This window comes from Streptomyces sp. MA5143a, from assembly GCF_900290235.1.
Lineage (GTDB): Bacteria > Actinomycetota > Actinomycetes > Streptomycetales > Streptomycetaceae > Streptomyces.
Window position 1 is genome coordinate 74294 of the sequence record NZ_OLMK01000066.1, and the last position, 23362, is coordinate 97655.

Consider the following 23362-nt stretch of genomic DNA (forward strand, 5'->3'; position numbering starts at 1 on the left):
CCCTCGGACGGGTGATTGGAGGGGCGTTCGCCTGCCGTCGGCCGGATTCGTTCACCACGCTCGCGTGCGGCTCACGACTCCGCCTTGCGGTGCACCCGTGCGACCCAGTCCGCCGGTTTGGCGATCTCCGCCTTGGTCGGCAGGGTGTTCGGCGAGGTCCACACGCGGTTGAAGCCGTCCATGCCGACCTGTTCGACGACTGCGCTCACGAACCGTTCGCCGTCCCGGTACTGCCTCAGTTTGGCGTCCAGACCGAGCAGCTTGCGCAGGGCGAGGTCCAGTCGCGAGGCGCCCTTCGCGCGGCGCTGCTGGAACTTCTCTCGGATCTCGGAGACGGAGGGGACGACCGCGGGACCCACTCCGTCCATCACGAAGTCGGCGTGTCCCTCCAGGAGGGACATGACGGCGGTGAGGCGGCCGAGGATCTCGCGCTGGGCGGGGGTCTGCACCAATTCCACGATCGAGTGACCGTCGTCGCCGACCTCTCCTTCGGGGCGGCCACCCGCGAGTGACTGGGCGGCCTCCCGGATGCGCTCCAGGACCGTCATGGGGTCGACCTCGGTCTCCTGCAAGAAAGACTGGATTTCGCCCTCGAGGTGGTCACGCAGCCAGGGGACGGCCGTGAACTGGGTCCGGTGGGTCTCCTCGTGGAGGCAGACCCAGAGGCGGAAGTCGTGGGGCTGGACGTCGAGTTCGCGCTCGACGTGCACGATGTTCGGGGCGACCAGCAGGAGCCGCCCGCCGCCGTTCTCGCCGGCGGGGAGTTCGCGGGACGCCGGGGCGAAGGTCTCGTACTGGCCGAGGACCCGGGAGGCCAGGAACGACAGCAGCATGCCGAGTTCGACGCCGGTGACCTTGCCGCCGACGGCTCCCAGCACGGCTCCGCCGGGGCTGCCGGCGCGACGTTCCTGCATCTTCTCCAGCAGCGGTTTGAGCAGTTCCCGGAACCCGGCGACGTTCGCCCGGACCCAGCCCGGGCGGTCGACGACGAGGACGGGTGTGTCGTCGGCCTCGTCGGGGAGCATCCGCGTGAACGCGCGGACGTGCTCCTCCGACGCCTTCGCGTGTCGGCGCAGCTCGGCGACGATGGCGCGTGCCTCGTCGCGGCTCACGTCGGGGCCCGGCCGTACGAGCCGGGTCGCGGTCGCGACCGCGAGATTCCAGTCGACCATCTCGGCACCACCGATGCGCGTCATGTTGTCAACCGTACGGGAGCGCTGCCGCTGGGGGCAGGTCGCGCCAACGGTGGGGGGTGGTGCTCGTAGTTCGGCGAGTGCGGGTCGGTGGGGGTTGTTCGCGCCCACGCGGCGGAGCCGCATGTGTCACAGCCCCGCGCCCCCTTTTGGGCCTTCGGCCCATCAAGGGGCGGCGGGTCAGCGGCAGCCGCAGTTGGCCAGGGCTGAGGCCGCTGTGTCCAGGGCTGCCTGGGCCGGGTCGCGGCTGGGCGTCTCCGTGGCCATGAAGGCGAAGGAGAGGAGGCGGCCGTCGGCGTCGACGACGGTGCCGGCGAGGGTGTTGACGCCGGTCAGGGTGCCGGTCTTGGCGCGGACGAGGCCGGTGCCCGTGGAGCCGGCGGGGTAGCGGGTGCGCAGGGTGCCCGTGAAGCCGGCGACGGGGAGACCGGTGAGGACCGGGCGGAGTTCGGGGTGGGAGGGGGACGCGGCGGCGGCGAGGAGCGAGGTGAGGAGGCCGGGGGTCAGCCGGTCGCCCCGGCTCAGGCCGCTGCCGTCGGCGAAGGCGATGTCGCCGAGGGGGAGTTCGAGTTTCTTGAGCTCCTTCTTGATCGCCGCGCCACCGCCCTCGAAGCTGGCCGGTTCACCGGCGGCGAGGGCGACCTGGCGGGCGAGGGCCTCGGCGATGTCGTTGTCGCTGTGGGTGAGCATGCGCTCGACCAGGGTGGACAGGGGCGCGGAGGGGACGGAGGCGATCTCCTCGGCCTTCCTGGAGGCCGTGACGGGGCCCCCGTCGGCGTTCTTGGTCGCCTTGATGCCGCGGTCTGCCAGGAGGTCCGCGAAGGCGCGGGTGGCGTCCCCCGGCGGGTCGAGGCTGCGCGCGGCGGTGCCGCTGGTGGAGTCGTTCAGGCGGGCCTCGTCGACCATGAGGGCGGTGACGGGGGCCAGGTTGGGGTCGCGGCCGATGGTGTGGAGCTCGGGCCCGTCGTAGAGGGACGTGTCGTAGGCGAGCGTGATCTTGTTCAGGTGACGCTTGGCGAGCGCGGCGGCCGTCCGGTCGGCGAGGGTGCGCAGGCTCGCGTAGCCGCCGGCGTCCTTGTGGGCCGTCAGGGTGGGGTCGCCGCCGCCGACGAGGACGACCTCGTCGGAGCCGGGCTCCAGGACGACGCGGGTCTCGATGCGGTGGTCCGGGCCGGCCGCCGAGAGGGCCGCGGCGGCCGTGGCGATCTTGGTGGTGGAGGCGGGGGTCAGGGCGTCGTCGGCGCCCTTGCCGTACAGCAGCTCGCCGGTCTTGACGTCGACGACGGCCGCCGCGCGGCGGGGGCCGAGCGCCGGCACCTCCAACAGCGGGTCGAGGACGGCGGCGAGGGCGTCGCCGCCGGGCATGGAGTCCGCGCCGGAGGCACCGCCGAGGCCGGTCAGCACGGAGGGGGCGCTCGGCGCGGGCTTGGGCGCCCCCTGGGCCGTACCGGACGACGTACCGGAACTACGTCCGTGATCTGCGCCACCCTCGTGACCGTGCGATGCGGCCCAGTCGCGCTCGGCCGTACGCTGACCGGTGGAGTCCCAGGGCCCGGCGGCGAGGACGGCGCCGGCCGAGAGCACCAGCCCCAGGGTGGCAGCACCCGCGGTGAGCTGGACGTTCGTGAGGTTCTTCGTGCTCCCCGCGAGTCGCGAAGAGCGCGCGCCGACGGCGCTCGTGACGCGTACGACACCGGGTTTCACCACCCGTGCGACGCGCGCGGCACCGGGTTTCACGGCGTGCGTCATCCGCACGACACCCGGTTTCACGGCGCGCGCGACCCGCACCACATGCGGTCTCGCGGCCCGCCAGACCTTCGGCTCGGGCACGACCACCAGCCCCTTTCGCGATCACACACCTGCGTGAGGGACACTTAACCACCAGAACTATGTGTTGATCATGGAGGAGCCACCGGTGGAGTTCGACGTCACGATCGAGATTCCGAAGGGTTCGCGGAACAAGTACGAGGTGGACCACGAGACCGGTCGGATCCGCCTGGACCGTCGGCTCTTCACCTCGACCAGCTACCCGGCCGACTACGGCTTCGTCGAGAACACCCTCGGCGAGGACGGCGACCCGCTGGACGCGCTGGTCATCCTGGAGGAGCCGACCTTCCCCGGCTGTCTCATCAAGTGCCGCGCGATCGGCATGTTCCGGATGACCGACGAGGCCGGCGGCGACGACAAGCTGCTGTGCGTCCCGGCGTCCGACCCGCGTGTGGAGCACCTGCGTGACATCCACCACGTCTCGGAGTTCGACCGCCTGGAGATCCAGCACTTCTTCGAGGTCTACAAGGACCTGGAGCCCGGCAAGTCCGTCGAGGGCGCCGACTGGGTCGGCCGCGCGGAGGCCGAGGCCGAGGTCGAGAAGTCGTACAAGCGCTTCAAGGAGCAGGGCGGTCACTGACCTCCCCGCCTCGCAGGCCGTGGAACCGAACGGGCCGCGTGTCCCCTTGTGGGACGCGTGGCCCGTTCGCGTACCGGCGTGTGGCGCCGCGCATACTGAGGCGTACTGGAGCTGTCGTACAGGGAGCGCCGCGGAGTGGGAGTGACGGGACGCGAGGACCGCAAGCCGGTGTCGGACGAGGCGAGCAGCGCCTTCGCCGCCGTGAGAGCGGCGGCCCAGGCGGGCCCAGTCCCGGGGATCGACGGCGAGTCGTCGGTGACGTCGGAGTTCGCGATCCCCGCCGGGCTGGACGTGCCGCCGGCCTCGGTGGAGCCGGAGTCGCAGACGACCTCGGAGTTCGCGCTGCCACGGGGGCTCACGCCGCCCGAGCCGGTGGCCGGGGAGCAGGAGGGGTCGGCGTTCAGCACCCCACGGACGTACCGCGCGAAACAGGCGCCGCCCGCGTTCACACCGGCGGGCGGCATCCCGGCCGTCAGCCTGACCAAGGACGCGCCGTGGCAGGACCGGATGCGGACCATGCTGCGGATGCCGGTGGCGGAGCGGCCCGCGCCGGAGCCGGTGCGCGCGGAGGGCGACTCGGGTCCCGCCGTGCCGCGGGTGCTCGACCTGACGCTGCGTATCGGGGAGCTGCTGCTCGCGGGCGGTGAGGGCGCGGAGGACGTGGAGGCGGCGATGTTCGCCGTCTGCCGGTCCTACGGCCTGGACCGCTGCGAGCCCACGGTGACGTTCACCCAGCTGTCGGTGACCCATCAGCCGTCGCTGGTGGACGACCCGGTCACCGCCTCGCGGATCGTGCGACGCCGGGCCACCGACTACACACGGCTCGCGGCCGTCTTCCGACTGGTGGACGACCTCAGCGACCCGGAGAACGTGATCTCGCTGGAGGAGGCGTACCGGCGGCTCGCGGAGATACGGCGCAACCGGCACCCGTATCCCGGCTGGGTGCTGACGGCCTCCAGCGGACTGCTGGCGGGCGCCGCGTCCACGCTGGTCGGCGGTGGCGTCGTCGTGTTCGTGGCCGCCGCGCTCGGGGCCATGCTGGGCGACCGGCTGGCGTGGGTGTGCTCGGGGCGGGGGCTGCCGGAGTTCTACCAGTTCCTGGTGGCGGCGATGCCGCCGGCGGCGATCGGCGTGCTGCTGACCGTGTTCCACGTGGACGTGGAGGCCGCCGCCGTCATCACCGGTGGGCTGTTCGCCCTGCTGCCCGGGCGGGCGCTCGTCGCGGGCGTCCAGGACGGGCTGACCGGCTTCTACATCACCGCCTCCGCCCGTCTGCTGGAGGTCATGTACCTCTTCGTGGGCATCGTGGTGGGGGTGCTGATCGTCCTGTACTTCGGGGTGAAGCTGGGGGCCCAGCTGAACCCGGACGCGGCGCTGAGCACCGCCGAGCGGCCCGTGCTCCAGCTCGTGGCGTCGATGCTGCTGTCGCTGACCTTCGCGGTCCTGCTCCAGCAGGAACGATCCACCGTGCTGGCGGTGACCCTCAACGGGGGCGTGGCCTGGACGGTGTACGGGGCGATGCACTACGCGGGCGGGATCTCGCCGGTCGCGTCCACGGCGGTGGCCGCGGGCCTGGTGGGGCTGTTCGGGCAGCTGCTGTCCCGGTACCGGTTCGCGTCGGCGCTGCCGTACACGACGGCGGCGATCGGGCCGCTGCTGCCGGGTTCCGCGACGTACTTCGGGCTGCTGGCGTTCGCGCAGAACGACGTGGACGCGGGGCTGGTGTCGCTCACGAAGGCGGCGGCGCTGGCCATGGCGATCGCGATCGGGGTGAACCTCGGGTCGGAGCTCTTCCGGCTGTTCCTGCCGGGGGCGGCCCGGGCGGGACGCAAGGCGGCGAAGCGGACCCGCGGATTCTGAGCGCCTGCCGCCCGGGGGTGTGCTGTTCGCGGGCGACTGCGGGTCGTCTCGGGCTGATCGCGCAGTTCCCCGCGCCCCTCAAAGCGAATCCGCGCCCCTGGCGACAAGGGCGCGGAGTCCTGGGCGGGGGCTGCGGTCAGTACTGCGGGTAGTTCTGCCCCTGGTAGCCCTGGTTGTCGCCTTGGCGGGGGTCCTGACGGGGGTCCTGCGGGTACTGGTTGTCCTGCGGGTACTGCGGGGCGTACGGCTGCCGCGGGGGCTGCTGGTAGCCGTGGTCCTGGTGGCCGCCGTGGTCGTAGCCCTGGTTCGGATAGCCCTGGTAGCCCTGGTTGCCGTAGCCCTGGTGCTGGTCGTACTGCTGCTGGTGCGGGGGCCGCTGCGCGTACGGCTGGGGCTGGTCGGTGGAGGGGACGCGGCGGAGCTGGGTCGTCGCGTCGTCCATCACCGGGGCGGCGGCCGGGGCCTGTTCGGGCTGGTTCTTCTTCGCCTTACGGGCCTTCAGCAGCTCGATGATGATCGGGAGCACCGAGATGAGGACGATCAGGATCAGCATCGCCTCGATGTTCTTGCGGACGAAGTCGATCTGACCGAGCCAGGCGCCCAGCAGTGTGACGCCCGCGCCCCAGAGGATGCCGCCGACGACGTTGAAGATCAGGAACGTGCGGTACTTCATGCCGCTGACGCCGGCGATGATCGGCGTGAACGTGCGCACGATGGGCACGAAGCGGGCCAGGACGAGGGACTTCGGGCCGTGCTTCTCGAAGAACTCGTGGGCCTTGGTGACGTTCTCCTGTTTGAACAGGCGCGAGTCGGGCCGCTTGAAGAGGGCGGGGCCGACCTTCTTGCCGAACATGTAGCCCGCCTGGTCGCCCAGGATCGCCGAGACGCAGATCAGCACGATGGCCGCCCACAGCGGGAAGTCCAGCACATCGGTCGCGATGAGCATGCCGGCCGTGAACAGCAGCGAGTCACCCGGCAGGAAGAAGCCGATGAGGAGGCCGGACTCGGCGAACACGATCACGAGCAGGCCCCAGATCCCGAACGAGTCGAGCAGGTAATCCGGGTCCAGCCAGCTCGGTCCGAGGGCGATCGTCGTCACGGTTCCGGGCTCCTGGGGGGTGAGAGGCAAGTGAGGGCCCGCGGGTGAGGACCCACAGGGGTGACCAAAGCTATCAACGCACGGTCACCCCCTCAGGTTCCACGGGCTCCTCCAGGGTGCCCTGTGCCCGCCCCGGGACCAAGCCGCGTGGTCAGGGGCGCGCACGGGCGGCGTTGGCCGTGATCGCCTCCCGCAGGTGCTCCGCGAGCCCCGGACGCAGGGAGTCGTAGAACGCCTTGAACCGCTCGTCGGCGACGTACATCTCACCGAGGGAACGGTGCATGTCGTAGGGGCACTCGTAGAACCAACGGCAGATGTGGAGGCGGTGCTCCTCGGCCATGTCCATCGCGGCCTCGCCGGTCGCCGGTTCACCGGCGGTCATCAGGGCGTCGTAGCGCGCGCCCCAGTCGGCCACCTCGGCCTGCATGCGCTTCCAGTCGTCCTTGGTGTACGAGGCGGCGCGTCGCTGCGACTCGGCATACGCGTCGGTGCCGCCCCAGCGCTGCTCGGCCTCCTCGGCGTACTGCTCGGGGTCCTTGTCCCCGAAGACCTCGAACCGCTCCTCGGGCGTGAGGTTGATTCCCATCTTCCGTGCCTCCATGGCGTGTTCCACGGCCGCGGCCATCTTCGTCAGCTTCTCGATCCGGGCGGTCAGCAGCTCGTGCTGGCGGCGCAGGTGCGCCCGCGGGTCCGTCTCCGGGTCGTCGAGCAGGGCCGCGACCTCGTCGAGGGGGAAACCGAGCTCCCGGTAGAACAGGATCTGCTGGAGCCGGTCGAGGTCGGCGTCGCTGTAACGGCGGTGCCCCGCGTGGGTGCGTTCGCTCGGTACGAGCAGGCCGATCTCGTCGTAGTGGTGCAGTGTGCGCACCGTGATCCCGGCGAATCCGGAGACCTGCCCCACGGTGTGGCTCATGTTCCGCTCCTCCCTTCGGTCACCGTCCAGCCTGGGTCCTCACGTCGCGTGAGGTGCAAGTCCCCCGTACCGCCCCTACCGTCGAAGACATGCCACTGCACCGATGGGACCCCCTCGCCCCGGACGACCGGCGGCACGACGGCGACCGGCGGCGGATCGCCATGAACCCCTTCTACGGCGCGGCCGACCCGGTCGCCGGTATGGCGCAGGCCCCACCCAGGCACCGGCTGCCGGACGGCCCGCTGACACCCTCCACGGCGTATCAGCTGGTCCACGACGAACTCATGCTGGACGGCAACGCACGGCTGAACCTGGCCACCTTCGTCACCACCTGGATGGAGCCGCAGGCCGCCGTCCTGATGAGCGAGTGCCGGGACAAGAACATGATCGACAAGGACGAGTACCCACGCACGGCCGAGCTGGAGCGGCGCTGTGTGGCGATGCTCGCCGATCTGTGGAACGCGCCCGACCCGGCCACGGCCGTCGGCTGCTCGACCACCGGGTCCAGCGAGGCGTGCATGCTCGCCGGGATGGCCCTCAAACGGCGGTGGGCGCGGCGCAACGCCGACCGGTACCCCTCGGCGGACGCGCGGCCCAATCTGGTCATGGGCGTCAATGTGCAGGTCTGCTGGGAGAAGTTCTGCAACTTCTGGGAGGTGGAGGCCCGGCAGGTGCCCATGGAGGGCGACCGGTACCACCTCGACCCGGCGGCGGCCGCCGCGCTGTGCGACGAGAACACCATCGGGGTGGTGGGCGTCCTCGGGTCCACCTTCGACGGGTCCTACGAGCCGATCGCGGAGCTGTGCGCGGCGCTCGACGAACTGCGGGAGCGCACGGGGCTCGACGTGCCCGTGCATGTCGACGGGGCGTCGGGCGCCATGGTCGCGCCGTTCCTGGACGAGGACCTCGTGTGGGACTTCCGGCTGCCGAGGGTGGCGTCGATCAACACGTCCGGGCACAAGTACGGGCTGGTGTACCCCGGTGTGGGCTGGGCGCTGTGGCGGTCGCCCGCCGAGCTGCCCGAGGAGCTGGTGTTCCGGGTGAACTACCTGGGCGGCGACATGCCGACCTTCGCGCTGAACTTCTCACGGCCGGGCGCCCAGGTCGTCGCGCAGTACTACACCTTCCTGCGGCTGGGCCGCGAGGGGTTCCGCGCGGTGCAGCAGTCCACGCGGGACGTCGCCACCGGGCTCGCCGGGCAGGTGGCCGCGTTCGGTGACTTCCGGCTGCTCACACGGGGCGACGAGCTGCCGGTGTTCGCCTTCACCACCACCGACGACGTCACCGCGTACGACGTGTTCGACGTGGCGCGGCGGCTGAGCGAGCGGGGCTGGCTGGTGCCGGCGTACACCTTCCCGGAGAACCGTCAGGACCTGTCCGTGCTGCGCGTGGTGTGCCGCAACGGGTTCTCCTCCGACCTCGCCGAGCTGTTCCTGGAGGATCTGGGGCGGCTACTGCCCGAACTGCGCAAGCAGCCGCACCCGATCACCCGCGACAAGGCCGCCGCGACCGGCTTCCATCACTAGCGCGGTCACGGAAGCCGACGCGCGGGCGCACCACACGGGTGTGTGCCACCACGTCGTGCCGGTCGAACTTGATCAGCGGGTGTCCTCCGGATGCCGCTCCCCCGTCGCGTACGGGTTCTCCTGGCCCTCGGCCAGGACACCGACGAACGGTTCGCCCTCATCGGCGAAGGTGTAGGCGCCGCCGCGGATCCGCTCGATGAGCCCCTGGGTCCACTCGGCGCCGGCGTCGGCGGAGTGGACCCAGAAGTTCATGATCTCGCCGATGTGGCCGAGCTGGGCGGGGCCGTCCTCGGGGGTGTAGTGGTCGGTGACCGCGGCGCGCCACTGCTGGATGGTGCGCACCCGCTGCTGGAGGAGGCCGAGGACCTCCTCGCGGTCGAGGTCGACCATGAAGCCGAGCGCCGCGGAGAGCACGTCCGGCTTCTGGTCGTGGGCGAGGAGGGACTGCCGCAGCAGGCTCAGATACTCGGCGGTGCCCTTCTCCGTGATCTCGTACTCGGTGCGCGGCGGGCCGCCGGCGGTCGAGGGGGCGATCTCGTGCGCGTGCAGCAGTCCCTGTTTCGCCATCTGCTTCAGGGCGTGGTAGATCGAGCCAGGCTTGGCGTTGGACCACTCGTGCGCGCCCCAGTACTCCAGGTCGTTGCGCACCTGGTAGCCGTGGGCCCGCCCGTGCTGGCGCACCGCGCCCAGCACGAGAAGACGGATCGCTGACATGGGGCCCAGCGTAGGACCCGGCGAGGTCAGCCCCAGTCGGCGCCCTGTTCCTTCGCCACCAGCTCGAAGGCGGTCGCGCCGTCCAGCGACTCCCGGATGATGTCGGCGTGCCCGGCGTGCCGGGCCGTCTCCCGGATCAGGTGCAGGCACAGCCAGCGCATGGAGAGCGTCTCGTCCTGCGGGTGCCAGGGCGCCGCCGGCAGTTCGAAGGTGTCGTCGAGGCTCGGCACCGCGCGGATGAACGCCTCCGTCTCGGCGGCCACCTTCTCGTAGTACGCGAGCTGCTGCTCGACGGTCTCGTCGCCGACGAGGGTGAAGCACTCGTGCCAGTTCGACTCGTCCCGCTGCACCGCCGCGGGCTCGCCCTTGGCACGTGCGATCCAGCCCTGCTCGACCTCGGCGACATGCTTGACCAGCACGGCCAGGGACAGCTCGCTCGCGCTCGGCCGGCTGCTTGCCTGTTCGTCGGTCAGGCCGAGCAGCGTGCGCCGCAGGCCGCCGCGCTGCTCCGCCAGGAAGGCCAGCAGCGCCCCCCGCTCGTCGCCCTTCGCCTCTGCCTGCACGTGCGTGACCATGACCGGCCGCCTTTCGTCGGGTCCGGGCTCCGGTGAGCCCCTCTGACACCTCCGAAGCTACGGGGGCTTGCGGACAGGTACGGTCCGCAAGGGCGCGGGGCGTTCGAAACCCGGTGGACGATCAGCCGGACGGCGTCAGAACGGGAAGCGGCTGCGGCCGTGCTGGATCGAGATCCACTTCTGGGTGGTGAACGCCTCCACCGTGGTCTCACCGCCCAGGCGCCCGAGGCCGGAGTGCTTCTCGCCGCCGAAGGGGACGATCGGCTCGTCGTGGACGGTGCCGTCGTTGACGTGGAACATCCCGGTGTCGATCCGCTGGGCGAAGCGCACCCCCCGCTCGACGTCCCCGGTGTGGACGGCGCCGCTCAGGCCGTACGGGGTGTCGTTGACGAGGCGGACGGCCTCCTCCTCCCCGTCGAAGGGGATGAGGAAGGCGATGGGCCCGAAGATCTCCTGCTTCAGGAGGGGGGAGCCGGCCGGGAGGCCGGTGAGGACGCTCGGCCCGACCAGGTTGTCGATGGTGGTGCCGCGGACGAGCGCCGTGGCGCCCTGGGCGATCGCCTGGTCGACGACGGCGGTCAGGGCGTCGGCCTGCGAGGAACTGATCACCGGGCCGATGACCGTCTCCGGGTCGCGCGGGTCGCCGGTCTTGAGCGCCTGCACCCTCGCCACGAACTTCTCGGTGAACTCCTCCTGCACGGAGCGGTCCACCAGGACGCGGTTCGCGGCCATGCAGACCTGGCCCTGGTGGACGTAGCGGGAGAAGACCGCCGCGTCGACCGCGTAGTCGACGTCCGCGTCGTCCAGCACCACCAGCGCGCTGTTGCCGCCCAGTTCGAGGACCACGCGCTTGAAGTGCGCGGCGGCGACGGTGGCGACATGGCGGCCGACCCTGTCGGAGCCGGTGAAGGAGATGACCTTGGGGACCGGGTGCTCGATGAAGGCGTCGCCGATCTCGGCGATGTCGGTGACGACGACGTTCAGCAGACCGGCCGGCAGACCCGCCTCCTCGAAGATCTTCGCGACCAGTGTGCCGCCGGTGACCGGGGTGTCCTCGTGCGGCTTCAGCACGACACCGTTGCCGAGCGCGAGGGCCGGGGCGACCGACTTGAGGGAGAGCAGGAACGGGAAGTTGAAGGGGCTGATCACCCCCACCACACCGACCGGCACACGGTAGAGGCGGTTCTCCTTGCCCTCGACCGGCGAGGGGATGATGCTCCCCTCCGGGCGCAGCGCCAGCCGAATCGATTCGCGCAGGAACTCCTTGGCGAGGTGCAGTTCGAAGCCGGCCTTGAGGCGGGTACCGCCCAGCTCGGCGGTGATCACCTCGGCGATCTCCCGCTCGCGCTCCTCGACGACCCGCAGGGCCTTCTCGAACACGGCGCGACGGGCGTAGGCGTTGACGTCGGCCCACTCCCGCTGGGCGTCCCGCGCGGCCCGGTAGGCCTCGTCCACCTCGTCGACCGTGGCGATCGTGATCGACGCGAGCTTCTCGCCGTCGTAGGGGTCGAAGTCGATGATGTCCCAGGAGCCGGTGCCGGGGCGCCACTCACCGCCGATGTACTGCTGCGCCAGATCGGTGAAGTAGGACGACATGTGAACCCTCAATCCCTCGCGCCCGGGACGGACACCCGTACGCACACGACAGTGCATGACGATGTGATCACGCGTCATCGTACGTCTGTGCACTGAGAGTTGAGGGGGAATCCCGGAGACTCACGGGGGCCCGAGGACCTCAGGACAGCTGGAGCAGCCCCCGCAGCAGATCGCGGCTCTCCGCCGGGGAGGGGCTGTCGTTCTGGAGCTGTTTCATCGCCCGCTCGTACTGGGCGACGTCCTCGCGCTTGTCCAGGTAGAGCGCGCTGGTGAGCTGTTCGAGGTAGACGACGTCCGAGAGGTCGGACTCGGGGAAGCTGAGGACCGTGAAGGCGCCGCTCTCACCGGAGTGCCCGCCGAAGCCGAACGGCATCACCTGGAGGCAGACGTTGGGGCGTTCGGAGATCTCGATGAGGTGCTGGAGCTGACCGCGCATCACCTCGCGGTCACCGTAGGGGCGGCGCAGGGCGGCCTCGTCGAGGACGCAGTGGAACTCGGGGGCCCGCTCGGAGACCAGGTACTTCTGGCGCTCCATACGGACGGCGACCCGCTTGTCGATCTCGGCGTCGCTCGCGTCCTTCATCCCGCGGGCGACGACCGCGTGGGCGTACGCCTCGGTCTGCAACAGACCGTGGACGAACTGGACTTCGTAGGAACGGATGAGGTGGGCGGCTGCCTCGAGGCCGACGTAGGTGGGGAACCAGCTGGGCAGGACGTCGGAGTAGCTGTGCCACCAGCCGGCGACGTTCGCCTCCTTGGCGAGGGAGAGCAGGGAGGTGCGCTCGGCCTCGTCGGTGACGCCGTAGAGGGTCAACAGGTCCTCCACGTCACGGGACTTGAAGCTCACCCGGCCGAGCTCCATCCGACTTATCTTCGACTCGGAGGCGCGGATCGAGTACCCGGCCTTCTCCCGGGTGATCCCCTGTGCCTCGCGCAGCCGCCTGAGGTGCGAGCCCAGCAGCATCCGCCTCACCACCGACCCGCTCGATTCACCGGCGCCCACGTTCGTCCAGCCTCCCCAACTTCTTCAAGGGCCGCAGTCTGCCACTAAACCACTCCGATCCGCACTCGTCCGGTTACAGAAATGGAAAGTCTTCAACCCCTGGGGCGGGTGGGGCGAGGAGGGGCCGGGAGCGCCAAGAACTCGAAGGGCGGTCGAAGATGAGGTGGAGAGTCGGTGGAGGTCGCCGAAAACCACCGGCAAGTCGTCGGTCCGGGCCCGGTTTCCGGGAACAGGGTGACAGAAGAAATGTCCAGGAACCGGTACCGCCGGGTCCATTCCGGGCGCGTGCACGTGCATCTGCCCTTGCATCTGCTGTACGCATCCGAAACCATGGTCCCGCGCACCGCTGCATCGCTACGACCGCGAACACTCGGGAGTGCCTCGCATGGGGACGAATGGATCGACCATGCTCGAACCCTTACGGCAGGGACTTCCGCCTCTCGATCCCGCGACCGTGTCCGACGCCGCGTCCTGTGCGCTCCCGCCCCGTTACGAAGCGGTGCGCGAGGCACGGCAGTTCACCCGGGGCACGCTCGACCAGTGGCACATGGGCGAGCGGTTCGACGACATCTGTCTCGTGGTCTCGGAGCTCGTCACCAACGCGCTGCGGCACGGCCTGCCCTCGGTCAACGGGCACCGCCCCGCCCAGGAACCTCCCGTACGGCTGCATCTGATGCGCTGGACCGAGCGGCTGGTGTGCGCGGTGCGCGACCCCAGCCACGACAGCCCCGTCGCACGGGACTCGGAGGACTTCTCGGCGGAGTCGGGACGCGGACTGTTCCTGGTCGACTCCTTCGCGGACAGCTGGGGCTGGCATCCGCTGGCCGGCACGCTCAGCGGCAAGGTGGTGTGGGCGCTGTTCCTCGTACCGCCCGCGAGTGACGGCCCCTCGGACCGCTGACGAACCGCGGCGCACTTCCGCGCCGCGGTTCTACGCGTGTCACACCACCGGACGGCCGTCCCTGAGCAGGCGTCAGCGGATCAGGTGGTCGAACTCGCCGTCCTTCACACCCAGCAGCATCGCCTCGATCTCGGCGCGGGTGTAGACGAGCGCGGGCCCGTCCGGGAACCGGGAGTTCCGCACCGCCACGTCACCGCCGGGCAGCCGCGCGAACTCCACGCAGTTCCCCTGCGAGTTGCTGTGCCGGCTCTTCTGCCAGGCCACCGCGTGGAGCTCGGTCAGCTCCGTCGCGGCCATGCCGTTGTACACGTCATCCACGCCGTACACGTCGTGGTCCACAGGTCGCTCCCCGGGGTGGTGCAGTGGTGCGCTCGATGCGCCTTGGCACTGGTGTGGCCAGAGTTGTTGCAGTAGTCAACTGCCCCGGATCATAGCTTCGTTCACGTGCTGTTGCATGAGCTGATGCACCTGCGCATGCACGGTCAGATGCACGTGCACGAGGGGTGGTGCGGCGATTACAGCACCGGGGCACTTGAGAGACGCGTCCTGGGGCGTTCCTGTTCCCTTTCGCACGTCACGTCTTCACTTCTCCGTACGTGGCGCGGCCCCCGGTGGTTCACGGCGGCCCGTCGACGGCGGGATTCCGGATCGCACAGATTGGCGGAAAAGAAGCGGCCCCGGCGAGGTGGTGGGTCCTCGCCGGGGGCCGGGTGGGGGGTGGTGGATACGGGGTGGGGGGTGGATCAGCGGGACGCGCTCATCGCGAGGAGTACGGCAGGAGCGCCATCTCCCGGGCGTTCTTGATCGCGCGGGCCAGCTGCCGCTGCTGCTGGGCGGAGACCCGGGTGACGCGGCGGCTGCGGATCTTGCCGCGGTCGGAGATGAACCGGCGCAGCAGGTCGGTGTCCTTGTAGTCGATGTAGGTGATCCCGGCCTGGTCCAGAGGGTTGGGGCGGGACTTGGTGGGCTTCCGCTCGGGCTTGCGGGCCATGGGTCAGACCTCCAGGAAGGTGTCGAAGGGGCGCGGCAGCCGTTGCCAGGCTTCACGCCCGGCGGCGTACTCGGCGTCGGTGAGCAGGCAGGACTCCAGCAGTCGTTCGAGTCCGTCGCGGTCCAGGCCCGGCGAGGTGAAGACCAGGTGCTGGCAGCGGTCGCCGTGCTCCGGGTGCCAGTCGAGCGCGGCGGCCGCGCGGCGGACCGGGGGCACCAGGTCCCAGGCCGCGTCCGGCAGCGAGGCGAGCCAGGGCCCGGCCGACTCCACGCACAGCGCGCCGCCGGCGGCGTCCCAGTGCAGCAGGGTGTCGGGGCGTTCGGCCAGCCAGAACCTGCCCCGGCTGCGGGCGGCCGCGCAGCACAGGTCCTCCAGGGCCGCGTACAGGCGCTCCGGGTGGAAGGGGCGGTGGCGGTGCCAGACGAGGGTGGTGACGCCGTGTTCGTCGGCGTCGGTGGGGAGGAGGGCGCAGGCGGGGTGCTGGGCCGCGGCGGCGGCGTCCACGTCGAACCCGGCGAGCGCTGCCGCGAGCAGGGCCGGGGAGCGCCGTGAGGCCTGCTGGGAGCTGCCGGGTGCGGGTGCGTCGTGGCCGGTCGCGCAGTTCCCCGCGCCCCTCTCAGGGCCTGCGGCCCCTTCGAGCACACCGCCCCGTTCCCCGATGGGCACCCGCAGCGCCGTCGGGTGGAGTTGGGCGAGGAGGGCTCTGTCCTCGTCGTCCGCCTCCTGTGAGTCGAGTACGGCGAGGACGGGGGCGTACTCCAGTTGACGGGCGAAGGTGTCGGCAACGGTGCGTTCGTCGGTCGGGGCCGCGGCCAGGCCGGTCTCGGCGAGGTCGTCGCCGTTGCCGAGGTAGGGCAGCAGGAGGGCGGGGTCGACCGCCGTGATCACCGAGGTCAGCGGCAGACCGCTCGCCGCGACGACCTCGGCCATGGCCTTGGGTTCGACCGAGTCCCACAGTTCGACCACCGCGAGGCGGGTGAGGCCCGCCCCGGCGAGGCGCTCCAGCTCGGGGACGAGGTCCTCGCGCAGGGCGCAGCAGGCGCAGTCGTTGACGAGCGGGGTCTCGCCGGTGGAGACGAGGCCCCCGGCGTCCCGGATCGTCCGCAGGACCGTGCCGTCGACGGCGGTGGACAGGTCGTGGTGCAGCGCGACGCTGCCCGGGACCCCGGCGAGCAGCGCCTCGACGGCGGCCCGCCGGGCGTCGGCGTGGAGCCCGCCGACGATCGCGACAGACAGCTGGGTCACGTCGGTCAGCCCCGCTTCTTCCCGTACCGCTTCTCGAACTTCTCCACGCGGCCCGCCGTGTCCAGCACGCGCGCGGTGCCCGTGTAGAAGGGGTGGCTGACGTTCGAGATCTCGACGTCGACCACCGGGTACGTGTGGCCGTCCTCCCATTCGATCGTCTTCTCGCTCGTCATCGTCGAGCGGGTGAGGAAGGCGTGGTTCGCGGCGCGGTCCCGGAAGACGACGGGCCCGTACGAGGGGTGGATGTCCTTCTTCATCGCGGTCAGCGCTCCTCTCGGAAGTCGACGTGACGGCCCGCCATCGGGTCGTACTTGCGCAGGGTCAGCCGGTCGGGGTCGTTCCGGCGGTTCTTGCGGGTGACGTACGTGTAGCCCGTACCGGCCGTGGACCGGAGCTTGACGACCGGGCGGAGTTCGTTGCGTGCCATGCTGGTATCTTACTGAAAATGAATTCCATTTACATCACCGAGCAGAGAGAGGTGCGTCACCCTTGTCCGCCCACTGCATGCTGACCGGCGCCCAGCCGGGCTTCGGCAACCGGATCTCGCACTCCCACCGGCGCACGTCCCGCCGCTTCGACCCCAACATCCAGTCCAAGCGGTACTGGCTGCCGGGCGAGAACCGGTACGTGCGGCTCCGGCTGAGCGCGAAGGGGATCAAGACCGTGGACGTCATCGGCGTCGAGGCCGCCGTCGCGCGGATCCGCGCCCGGGGGGTACGGGTCTGATGGCGAAGAAGAGCAAGATCGCGAAGAACGACAAGCGGCAGGAGATCGTCGCCCGGTACGCCGCGCGGCGCGCCGAGCTGAAGGAGATCATCCGACGGCCGTCCTCCACGGACGCCGAACGGCTGGCGGCGCGGCGGGAGCTGGCGCGGCAGCCGCGTGACGCGAGCGCGACGCGCGTCCGCAACCGGGACGGTGTGGACGGCAGGCCGCGCGGCTACTTCCGGGCGTTCGGCCTGTCCCGCGTCAGCCTGCGGGAGCAGGCGCACGCCGGGTATCTGCCGGGGGTGTGCAAGTCGTCCTGGTGACGGGAGGAGCGGTCGCGGGCGGCGTGCGGGGGCGGGGGGCGCGGGCTGGGGGCGCGAGTGGGTCGTCGTCAACGGTTCGCGGGGTTCTCACAGTTCCCGGCGGACCGGCGCCCACGCACTCCTGGTAGCTTGCCGCTGTCGCCGCGGCGACCGGATCCGGCCATACCTTGGGGAGACCTCAGTGACTACGGCTTTGACGGCAAGGACCGCGACGAGGGGGTCGACCCGCCGGCGCGTGCGGGCCGGAGCCGCGGCCGCCGGGCTGGCGGCCGCGCTCGTGCTGACCGGGTGCAGCAGCGACGACGGCGACTCCGCGGCGAAGGAACCGAAGGCAACCCCCACGGCGACGGACACGGCCGACGGCGGCACCGACTCCGGTGGCTCCACCGGCGGCGACAAGAAGCTCCAGGGCAACTGGCTCGCCACGACGGGCGGCAAGCCGGTCGCCCTGTTCGTGACCGGCGACGAGGCCGCGCTGTTCGTCGTCGGCGGCACGGTGTGCAGCGGCAAGGTCTCCGACGAGGCGAACATGCGGATGATCGAGCTGAAGTGCACCGACGGCACCAAGGACCGCACCTCCGGCATGGTCGACTCGGTGGACTCCAAGTCCCTCACGGTCACGTGGGAGGGCAAGGTCGGCAAGGAGACCTTCCAGAAGACCGAGGGCGCGCTCCCCTCGGGCCTCCCGACGGACCTGCCCACGGCCGCCTCGGGGTCCTAGGACCTTCCGACTCATGGGGGCGGGCGGGCCGTGGAACCAGCGGGTTCCGCGGCCCGTTCGTCCCTTCACACCAGCACAGGCTGCGACAGCCACGAACTCTCGGGAACTCCATGCGTACCGCTCCGACCGCCATCGCCGCCGCGCTCCTCGCGGCTCTCACACTGACCGCCTGCGGCGGGAACGACGGGGGTGACGGCGGCGACGGGGGCAAGACCACCACCGCGTCCCCCTCCGGCGACGGGAAGGCGGCGGGCTCGGGCTCCGCGTGCGTCGCCGCCGGGGCCGCGTTCGAGGTGGGGCCGAGCAGTGCCGCGCCGGCCGCCGGGGACGAGGGCGCCGTGCCGGTCACCGTCACCAACAAGAGCGGTGCCCCCTGCACGGTGAAGGGCCTCGCCCATGTCGAACTGCTCGCCGGCGGGAAGTCCTGGCCGCTCGCGCCGCAGGAGGGCGCGGCGAAGGACGCCGAGATGACCCTCGCCGAGGGCCAGTCGGTCACCTTCACCATCGCCTACGTGCGCGGGGTGTCCGGGGACGCGCAGAAGAGCGCCGACGTGCGGAAGCTGAGCTTCAGCCTGCCGGGCGAGAAGAAGGCCCACACCTACGACTGGCCGGACGCGGAGGTCGCCCTCCAGTCGGGCGGCACGCTGGACGCGACGGTGGGGCCGTTCACGCCGGTGGGCGACTGAGCGGCGACGCCGTGGGGCGAACCGAGCGGTGACCGGCGGCGGCCGGCCGTACGGACGGGGCGCCCCGACGCGCTCATGACGGCAGCCGGGGCCGAGCTTTGACCTGGGCGCGGTCGGCCGCCTCGGCGCCCTGTTGCCAGCCGGCGGCGTCGCTGACGCCTCGTACGCGGGTGGTGACGGTGTCCGGGAACATCCGGGTGAACCGGTCGCGGACGGCGACGCCGCGGGCGGCGAGCACGGGCAGCAGGTCCTGTTCCGGGGTGCCCTCGCCCTCGGTTCGCTCGGTTCGCTCGGTCCGCTCGACCTCGGCCTCGGCGGCGGCCGCCAGCCGGTCGCCTATCCGGTGGGCGTAGGCGGCCAGGAACGACTGCCGGAAGGTCTTGGTCCGTTTGCGGCCGCCCTTGCGCTGGGCCGCCTCCGCCTTCGTCATCGCGGTGGTGGCCTGGACGAGGAGCGAGGTGTAGAGCAGCTCGACCGACTCCAGGTCCGCCTCGAAGCCGACGACCGTGGAGAAGCCGAGGGACTCGTTCCACACGGCCTCGCAGCGGTTCGCGCGGGCGACTGCGTCGAGGAGCACCGCCTTGGCCGTCTCGTACGGCGCGTCCACCCCGATCCGGCAGGCGCCGGGCGTGTCCTTCGCGTGCGTGCGGGCCGCCAGCAGTGCCTCGTCGATGCTGTGCCGGGCCATCAGCTCCTGCGCCTTCGCGCTGAGTGCCTCCGCCTCCTCGGGGAAGTCGGTGGCCTCCGCCTTGGCGAGGAGGGCGCGGATCCGGGTGAGCATCCGGGACTCGGGGTGGTGGGACAGGGGCACGCCGGTGTCCCTGGGGCGGTCGAGGGGTTCCAGGGTGGGCAGACGCAGGAGCAGGCGGTACAGCTCCAGCGCGGTGGTCGCCCGCGAGAAGCGGTCGCCGCGCGGCCCGCTCTCGGCCGCGGGCCCGGGGTCGGCGAGGGCCCGCGCCTCGTCCAGTTGGGCGGCCCACCGGGGGCTCGGGGGCTGCCGTCGTCCACCGCCGGGTTCCCGCCCGTTCCGGTGCTCGTCGTCCCGCGCCTCCTCGTGCTCGTCGACGACGAGGCGCGCGGCCAGCCGTACGTGGGCGTCGTCCAGGTCGCGCCGGACCAGGCGTACGACGTCGGCGGGCTGCCAGCCGCGTCGCCAGGCGCCGGCGACGAACTCCCGGCCCCGCCGGGCCACCTCCGCGTCGGTCGCGGGGTCGGCGGCGAGCAGGGAGGCGCCGGTGTCGAGGGCGGCGTCGGTGTCGGCGTAGAGGGCCGCCTCGAAGGCGCGCTCCACCGTGCTGGTCGTACTCACGTGTTCGATCGTGTCATGGCCTGGACGGGGCGGAGGTAGTGCCGGCCCTACCTCGGGACGCCCCCCAGTGGTCGTGTGCGGGCGGACCGCGGACGGTTCGCTTGGAGGCATGACCAGGACAGAGGAAACGGGCACGTCGGGGGCGCCCCGGAGCGCGGCGCGACCGGGACGGCCGGAATGGCCGAGGCGGCCGGAATGGCTGAGGCGGCCGGGGTGGCTGAGGCGGCCGTGGCTGAGGCGGTCGGCGGGAACGTACGGGACGTCAGGGGCGCCGGAGGCGCCGGCTGCGGCCGGGGTGTCGGGAGGAGCGTCGGCCGCAGAGGGCTCGGCGGCCGTGCGGGTGCGGCGCCTGCGACGGGTGTACGGGGATGTCGTCGCGCTGGACGGGGTGGATCTCGACTTCGCCGCGGGGACCTTCACGGCGGTGATGGGGCCGTCGGGGTCGGGCAAGTCGACGCTGTTGCAGTGTGCGGCGGGGCTGGACCGGCCGTCGGACGGGACGGTGCGGGTCGACGGGGTCGAGCTGGGCGGGCTGGGCGAGCGGCGGCTGACGCTGTTGCGGCGGGACCGGATCGGCTTCGTCTTCCAGAGCTTCAACCTGCTCCCTTCGCTGACCGCCGCCCAGAACGTCGCCCTGCCGCTGCGGCTCGCCGGGCGGCGGCCGTCGCGGGGCGCGGTGCGGGCGGCGCTCGACCGGGTGGGGCTCGGTGAGCGGGCCGGGCACCGGCCGGCCGAGCTGTCCGGCGGGCAGCAGCAGCGGGTGGCGCTGGCACGGGCGCTGATCACCCGGCCCGCGGTGCTGTTCGGCGACGAGCCGACGGGCGCGCTCGACACCACCACCAGCCGCGAGGTGCTCGGACTGCTGCGCGACCTGGTGGACCGGGAGGGGCAGACCACGGTCATGGTCACGCACGACCCGGTGGCCGCGTCCTACGCGGACCGGGTGGTGTTCCTTGTCGACGGACGGGTGAGCGGCGAGCTGACCGCGCCGTCGGCGGAGACGGTGGCGGCGCACATGGCGGGGTTGGAGCGCGGCGCCGGGACGAGCGGGTCGGGTCCGGCGGCTGGAGTGGCGGGCGCGGCAGGTGCGGCGGGCAGTGCGGGTATGGCCGACGCGGCAGGTACGGCGGGCGCGGCAGGTGCGGCGGGTGCGGCGGGCAGTGCGGGTATGGCCGACGCGGCAGGCGCGGCAGGTGCGGCAGGCAGTGCGGGAATGGCCGACTCGGCGGGTACGGCGGGCGCGGCGGGTACGGCGGGCGTGGCGGGTACGGCGGGTGCGGCGGGTACGGCGGGCGTGGCGGGTACGGCGGGTGCGGCGGGTGCGGCGGGTACGGCGGGCGCGGCGGGTACGGCGGGCGCGGCGGGTGCGGCGGGTACGGCGGGCGCGGCGGGTACGGCGGGCGCGGCGGGTACGGCGGGCGCGGCGGGTACGGCGGGCGCGGTCTCGGGGAGGTCGTCGTGCTGAGTCTGGCGTCGTTGCGGGCGCGGTGGGCCGCGCTGGTGGGGTCGTTCGTGGCCGTCGCGCTCGGGGTGGGCGTGGTGGCGGTCATGGGGTTGGGGGTCGCGGCGACCCTGGACCCGCCGGTGCGCGAACCCGAGCGGTTCGCCTCCTCCCCCGTCGTGGTGGCGGGCATCGACACGCTCACGGTGGAGGTGGAGCGGGGGTCCGGTACGGCACGGGTGTCGAAGAAGCTGGCTCGTCCACACCCTGTGGACGACCGACTGCTCGCCGAGCTCCGGAAGCTGGGGCCGGTGCGGACCGACGGCACGGCGGCCCGGGACGCCGTCGGGGTGGACGCGCCCGTCGCGGAGGTACGGGCCGTCGTCGGCGAGCGGGCACGGGTGCTGACCGGGGACGACCGGCGGCGGGTCGACCCGTCGTACGAGCGGGACGCGGAGGCGCTGGTCGCCGTCAACTCGCTGCTGGGCACGGCCGCCGGGGTCACCGCGTTCGTGTCGGTGTTCGTGACGGCGTCGACCTTCGCCTTCGTCGTGGCGCTGCGCCGACGGGAGTTCGGGCTGCTGCGGATGGCGGGCGCGACGCCGGGACAGGTGCGGCGGCTGCTGCTCGGGGAGGCGCTGGCGGTCGGGGTCACGGCGTCGGCGGCCGGGTGCGCGCTGGGCAGGTGGGGCGCGCCCGTGCTGATCCGGGAGCTGGTGGCGGGCGGGGTGGCGCCGCCGTGGTTCGCCCTGCCGGGCTCGGTCGTGTGGCCCTACCAGGTGGCGTTCTGGACGGGTGTGTCGGTGGCGTTCGCGGGGGCGTGGGTCGCCGCGCGGCGGGCCGGGCGGATCGGTCCCGTCGAGGCGTTGCGGGAGGCGTCCGTGGACACGGCGGTGCTGCCCCGGTCGCGCCGGGTGACCGGTGTCGCCCTGCTGGCGGCCGGACTGGGGCTGCTGGCCTGGAGATGGGGCACGGACCCGGCGGAGCTGCTGAAGCGGAAGACGTACACCACGCAGCCGATGCTGCTGATCACCGCGGTCGCGGCGCTCGCCCCCCTGCTCGTCGGGCCCCTCGTACGGCTGATGGGCGCGGCGCTGCCCGGTGCCGTGGGTCTGCTGGTCCGCGAGAACGCGGCCACGTCCGTACGGCGCACCGCCGCCGTCGCGGCCCCGGTCCTGGTGACCGTGGCGCTGGCGGGCTCGCTGCTGGGCTCCTCGGCGACGGTGGCCGGGGCGAAGGCGGCGGAGGCGGAGGCCAGGACGCGGGCGGACTTCGTGGTGACCGGCCCGGCGGGCAGGCTGGGCGAGTGGTCCGGGCGGTACGGGTCCGGCGGGGCGAGCGGGGCCGACGCGGTGGCGGCCGGGTCGCGAGGGGCGGTCGGTCCGGGCACGTCGGTGGTGTCCGCGTCGGCTTCCACCGCGGTGTACGTCAAAGAGGAGCGGACCGCGCTCGTCCGGACCGACGCGCGGGCGGTGACGGATGTGGCGGCGTTCGCGGCGGTGTCGCGGCTGCCGGTGGTCGCCGGTGACGTACGGGACCTCGACGACCGTTCCATCGTCGTGAACGAGGAGTGGGAGCGGCCCGAGGTGGGCCGGTCGGTGCGGGTCTGGCTCGGCGACGGGCGCCCCGTACGGCTGCGGATCGTGGCGGTGCTCGCCCGTGGGACCGGCGACAACGGGGCGTACGTGACCGCCGCGAACGCCGGCGGCGCCGGGGTGGACCGGGTCGAGATACGGGTCCGGGGCGGCGCGGACCGCGAGGCGGTCGGTGCGGCCCTGCGGGAGTCCGGGGCCGGCGGACGGGTGCGGTCCGCCGGGGAGTGGCTGGAGGCCAACCGGCCGCAGGGCGGGGCCCGGACCCGGCTCGGACTCTTCGTGGTGCTGGGCATCGCGCTGCTGTACGCGGGGATCGCGCTGGCCGGGACGCTGCTCATGGCCACGTCGGCACGTGGGGCGGAGCTGCGGTCGCTGCGGCTGGCGGGCGCCACGCGGGGGCAGGTCCGGCTGGTGGTCGCGGGTGAGGCCCTGGCCGCGATGGCGGTGGGCGCCGTGCTCGGCGCGGCGGTCTCCGCGGTCAATCTGGCGGGGCTGGCGGGGGCGCTGGGACTGCTGGGGGCGCCGGTGGGGATCTGGCTGGGGGCCTTCTAGGGAG

At 72.2% G+C, this 23362-nt stretch carries 23 protein-coding genes and 1 pseudogene; 10 read left to right on the top strand and 14 right to left on the bottom strand.

Annotation, left to right across the window (positions count from 1 at the left end; translation table 11 throughout):
* Positions 1–71: 71 nt before the first annotated feature.
* Together SMA5143A_RS26505 and dacB are read right to left on the bottom strand one after the other, a co-directional pair.
* Positions 72–1196, bottom strand: coding sequence for a zinc-dependent metalloprotease (locus SMA5143A_RS26505; RefSeq protein WP_107465349.1), 1125 nt, complete (start codon positions 1194–1196; stop codon positions 72–74).
* A 177-nt stretch (positions 1197–1373) separates the two neighbouring features.
* Complete coding sequence (gene dacB, locus SMA5143A_RS26510; protein WP_107465350.1) at positions 1374–3029, bottom strand: D-alanyl-D-alanine carboxypeptidase/D-alanyl-D-alanine endopeptidase; 1656 nt, start codon at positions 3027–3029, stop codon at positions 1374–1376.
* A gap of 79 nt (positions 3030–3108) precedes the next feature.
* Here dacB and SMA5143A_RS26515 point away from each other — a divergent pair, with 79 nt between their 5' ends.
* Both SMA5143A_RS26515 and SMA5143A_RS26520 read left to right on the top strand, forming a co-directional pair.
* The gene (locus SMA5143A_RS26515) at positions 3109–3600 is read left to right on the top strand and encodes an inorganic diphosphatase (RefSeq protein ID WP_055520960.1); all 492 of its coding nucleotides are present in this window, start codon (positions 3109–3111) and stop codon (positions 3598–3600) included.
* Positions 3601–3741: 141 nt separating this feature from the next.
* A complete protein-coding gene (locus SMA5143A_RS26520; protein WP_107465351.1) occupies positions 3742–5460 on the top strand; it encodes a threonine/serine ThrE exporter family protein in 1719 nt (572 codons plus the stop codon).
* A 136-nt stretch (positions 5461–5596) separates the two neighbouring features.
* Here SMA5143A_RS26520 and SMA5143A_RS26525 read toward each other — a convergent pair whose 3' ends face one another.
* Positions 5597–6559, bottom strand: coding sequence for a DedA family protein (locus tag SMA5143A_RS26525; protein WP_107465352.1), 963 nt, complete (start codon positions 6557–6559; stop codon positions 5597–5599).
* A gap of 151 nt (positions 6560–6710) precedes the next feature.
* Entirely contained in the window at positions 6711–7472 is a 762-nt protein-coding gene (locus tag SMA5143A_RS26530) for a MerR family transcriptional regulator (RefSeq protein WP_107465353.1), read from the bottom strand.
* Between the two features lie 89 nt (positions 7473–7561).
* On the opposite strand from SMA5143A_RS26530, the gene SMA5143A_RS26535 reads away from it, so the two are divergent.
* Entirely contained in the window at positions 7562–8998 is a 1437-nt protein-coding gene (locus SMA5143A_RS26535) for a glutamate decarboxylase (RefSeq protein ID WP_107465354.1), read from the top strand.
* Positions 8999–9070: 72 nt separating this feature from the next.
* On the opposite strand, the gene SMA5143A_RS26540 is transcribed toward SMA5143A_RS26535, so the two are convergent.
* The 4 genes from SMA5143A_RS26540 to SMA5143A_RS26555 all read right to left on the bottom strand — a co-directional run bounded on the left by SMA5143A_RS26540 (position 9071) and on the right by SMA5143A_RS26555 (position 12847).
* A complete protein-coding gene (locus SMA5143A_RS26540) occupies positions 9071–9712 on the bottom strand; it encodes a PadR family transcriptional regulator (RefSeq protein WP_107465355.1) in 642 nt (213 codons plus the stop codon).
* Positions 9713–9738: 26 nt separating this feature from the next.
* Positions 9739–10287: a DinB family protein gene (locus SMA5143A_RS26545; protein WP_107465356.1), complete on the bottom strand. Its 549-nt coding sequence runs from the start codon at positions 10285–10287 to the stop codon at positions 9739–9741.
* A gap of 135 nt (positions 10288–10422) precedes the next feature.
* The gene (locus tag SMA5143A_RS26550; RefSeq protein WP_107465357.1) at positions 10423–11883 is read right to left on the bottom strand and encodes an aldehyde dehydrogenase family protein; all 1461 of its coding nucleotides are present in this window, start codon (positions 11881–11883) and stop codon (positions 10423–10425) included.
* 139 nt (positions 11884–12022) lie between these two features.
* On the bottom strand, positions 12023–12847 hold the full coding sequence (locus SMA5143A_RS26555) for a helix-turn-helix domain-containing protein (protein ID WP_107465358.1): 825 nt from the start codon (positions 12845–12847) through the stop codon (positions 12023–12025).
* Positions 12848–13292: 445 nt separating this feature from the next.
* Between SMA5143A_RS26555 and SMA5143A_RS26565 the strand changes: the two genes are divergently transcribed.
* Positions 13293–13787 (top strand): ATP-binding protein, encoded by a 495-nt coding sequence (locus SMA5143A_RS26565; RefSeq protein ID WP_258193763.1) that lies wholly within the window; start codon positions 13293–13295, stop codon positions 13785–13787.
* Between the two features lie 72 nt (positions 13788–13859).
* Here the strand turns inward: SMA5143A_RS26565 and SMA5143A_RS26570 are convergent, their stop codons facing one another.
* From SMA5143A_RS26570 to rpmG, 5 genes are all read right to left on the bottom strand, one after another.
* Positions 13860–14126: a DUF397 domain-containing protein gene (locus SMA5143A_RS26570; protein WP_107465361.1), complete on the bottom strand. Its 267-nt coding sequence runs from the start codon at positions 14124–14126 to the stop codon at positions 13860–13862.
* A 418-nt stretch (positions 14127–14544) separates the two neighbouring features.
* Positions 14545–14778: a 30S ribosomal protein S18 gene (gene rpsR / locus SMA5143A_RS26575; protein WP_107465362.1), complete on the bottom strand. Its 234-nt coding sequence runs from the start codon at positions 14776–14778 to the stop codon at positions 14545–14547.
* A 3-nt stretch (positions 14779–14781) separates the two neighbouring features.
* Complete coding sequence (locus SMA5143A_RS26580) at positions 14782–16023, bottom strand: CobW family GTP-binding protein (RefSeq protein WP_107465363.1); 1242 nt, start codon at positions 16021–16023, stop codon at positions 14782–14784.
* Positions 16024–16028: 5 nt separating this feature from the next.
* A complete protein-coding gene (locus SMA5143A_RS26585) occupies positions 16029–16280 on the bottom strand; it encodes a type B 50S ribosomal protein L31 (RefSeq protein WP_055520974.1) in 252 nt (83 codons plus the stop codon).
* A 5-nt stretch (positions 16281–16285) separates the two neighbouring features.
* Positions 16286–16450 (bottom strand): 50S ribosomal protein L33, encoded by a 165-nt coding sequence (gene rpmG / locus SMA5143A_RS26590; protein WP_055520975.1) that lies wholly within the window; start codon positions 16448–16450, stop codon positions 16286–16288.
* A 62-nt stretch (positions 16451–16512) separates the two neighbouring features.
* Here rpmG and rpmB point away from each other — a divergent pair, with 62 nt between their 5' ends.
* The 4 genes from rpmB to SMA5143A_RS26610 all read left to right on the top strand — a co-directional run bounded on the left by rpmB (position 16513) and on the right by SMA5143A_RS26610 (position 18461).
* Positions 16513–16749: a 50S ribosomal protein L28 gene (rpmB, locus tag SMA5143A_RS26595; protein WP_055520976.1), complete on the top strand. Its 237-nt coding sequence runs from the start codon at positions 16513–16515 to the stop codon at positions 16747–16749.
* The gene (gene rpsN, locus SMA5143A_RS26600; protein ID WP_107465364.1) at positions 16749–17054 is read left to right on the top strand and encodes a 30S ribosomal protein S14; all 306 of its coding nucleotides are present in this window, start codon (positions 16749–16751) and stop codon (positions 17052–17054) included. Before rpmB ends, rpsN begins: the two co-directional genes overlap by 1 nt.
* A gap of 235 nt (positions 17055–17289) precedes the next feature.
* A complete protein-coding gene (locus SMA5143A_RS26605; protein WP_258193764.1) occupies positions 17290–17775 on the top strand; it encodes a hypothetical protein in 486 nt (161 codons plus the stop codon).
* 110 nt (positions 17776–17885) lie between these two features.
* A complete protein-coding gene (locus SMA5143A_RS26610) occupies positions 17886–18461 on the top strand; it encodes a DUF4232 domain-containing protein (protein ID WP_107465366.1) in 576 nt (191 codons plus the stop codon).
* A 73-nt stretch (positions 18462–18534) separates the two neighbouring features.
* Here the strand turns inward: SMA5143A_RS26610 and SMA5143A_RS26615 are convergent, their stop codons facing one another.
* Positions 18535–19770 carry a DUF2786 domain-containing protein gene (locus SMA5143A_RS26615; RefSeq protein WP_107465367.1) on the bottom strand — a complete coding sequence of 412 codons (1236 nt, stop codon included), beginning with the start codon at positions 19768–19770 and terminating at the stop codon, positions 18535–18537.
* Between the two features lie 334 nt (positions 19771–20104).
* On the opposite strand from SMA5143A_RS26615, the pseudogene SMA5143A_RS43480 reads away from it, so the two are divergent.
* Positions 20105–20803, top strand: a pseudogene (locus SMA5143A_RS43480) (ABC transporter ATP-binding protein); the annotation flags it as partial.
* Between the two features lie 425 nt (positions 20804–21228).
* Entirely contained in the window at positions 21229–23358 is a 2130-nt protein-coding gene (locus SMA5143A_RS26625) for an ABC transporter permease (protein ID WP_107465368.1), read from the top strand.
* The last annotated feature ends 4 nt before the right edge of the window (positions 23359–23362 follow it).

Bases quoted from the DNA above. Each gene is read 5' to 3' on its own strand.
- SMA5143A_RS26505 (WP_107465349.1), bottom strand. From the start codon at position 1,196: ATGACGCGCATCGGTGGTGCCGAGATGGTCGACTGGAATCTCGCGGTC.
- SMA5143A_RS26530 (WP_107465353.1), bottom strand. From the start codon at position 7,472: ATGAGCCACACCGTGGGGCAGGTCTCCGGATTCGCCGGGATCACGGTG.
- SMA5143A_RS26535 (WP_107465354.1), top strand. From the start codon at position 7,562: ATGCCACTGCACCGATGGGACCCCCTCGCCCCGGACGACCGGCGGCAC.
- SMA5143A_RS26540 (WP_107465355.1), bottom strand. From the start codon at position 9,712: ATGTCAGCGATCCGTCTTCTCGTGCTGGGCGCGGTGCGCCAGCACGGG.
- SMA5143A_RS26545 (WP_107465356.1), bottom strand. From the start codon at position 10,287: ATGGTCACGCACGTGCAGGCAGAGGCGAAGGGCGACGAGCGGGGGGCG.
- SMA5143A_RS26550 (WP_107465357.1), bottom strand. From the start codon at position 11,883: ATGTCGTCCTACTTCACCGATCTGGCGCAGCAGTACATCGGCGGTGAG.
- SMA5143A_RS26555 (WP_107465358.1), bottom strand. From the start codon at position 12,847: ATGCTGCTGGGCTCGCACCTCAGGCGGCTGCGCGAGGCACAGGGGATC.
- SMA5143A_RS26565 (WP_258193763.1), top strand. From the start codon at position 13,293: ATGCTCGAACCCTTACGGCAGGGACTTCCGCCTCTCGATCCCGCGACC.
- rpsR (WP_107465362.1), bottom strand. From the start codon at position 14,778: ATGGCCCGCAAGCCCGAGCGGAAGCCCACCAAGTCCCGCCCCAACCCT.
- SMA5143A_RS26585 (WP_055520974.1), bottom strand. From the start codon at position 16,280: ATGAAGAAGGACATCCACCCCTCGTACGGGCCCGTCGTCTTCCGGGAC.
- rpmG (WP_055520975.1), bottom strand. From the start codon at position 16,450: ATGGCACGCAACGAACTCCGCCCGGTCGTCAAGCTCCGGTCCACGGCC.
- rpsN (WP_107465364.1), top strand. From the start codon at position 16,749: ATGGCGAAGAAGAGCAAGATCGCGAAGAACGACAAGCGGCAGGAGATC.
- SMA5143A_RS26610 (WP_107465366.1), top strand. From the start codon at position 17,886: ATGCGTACCGCTCCGACCGCCATCGCCGCCGCGCTCCTCGCGGCTCTC.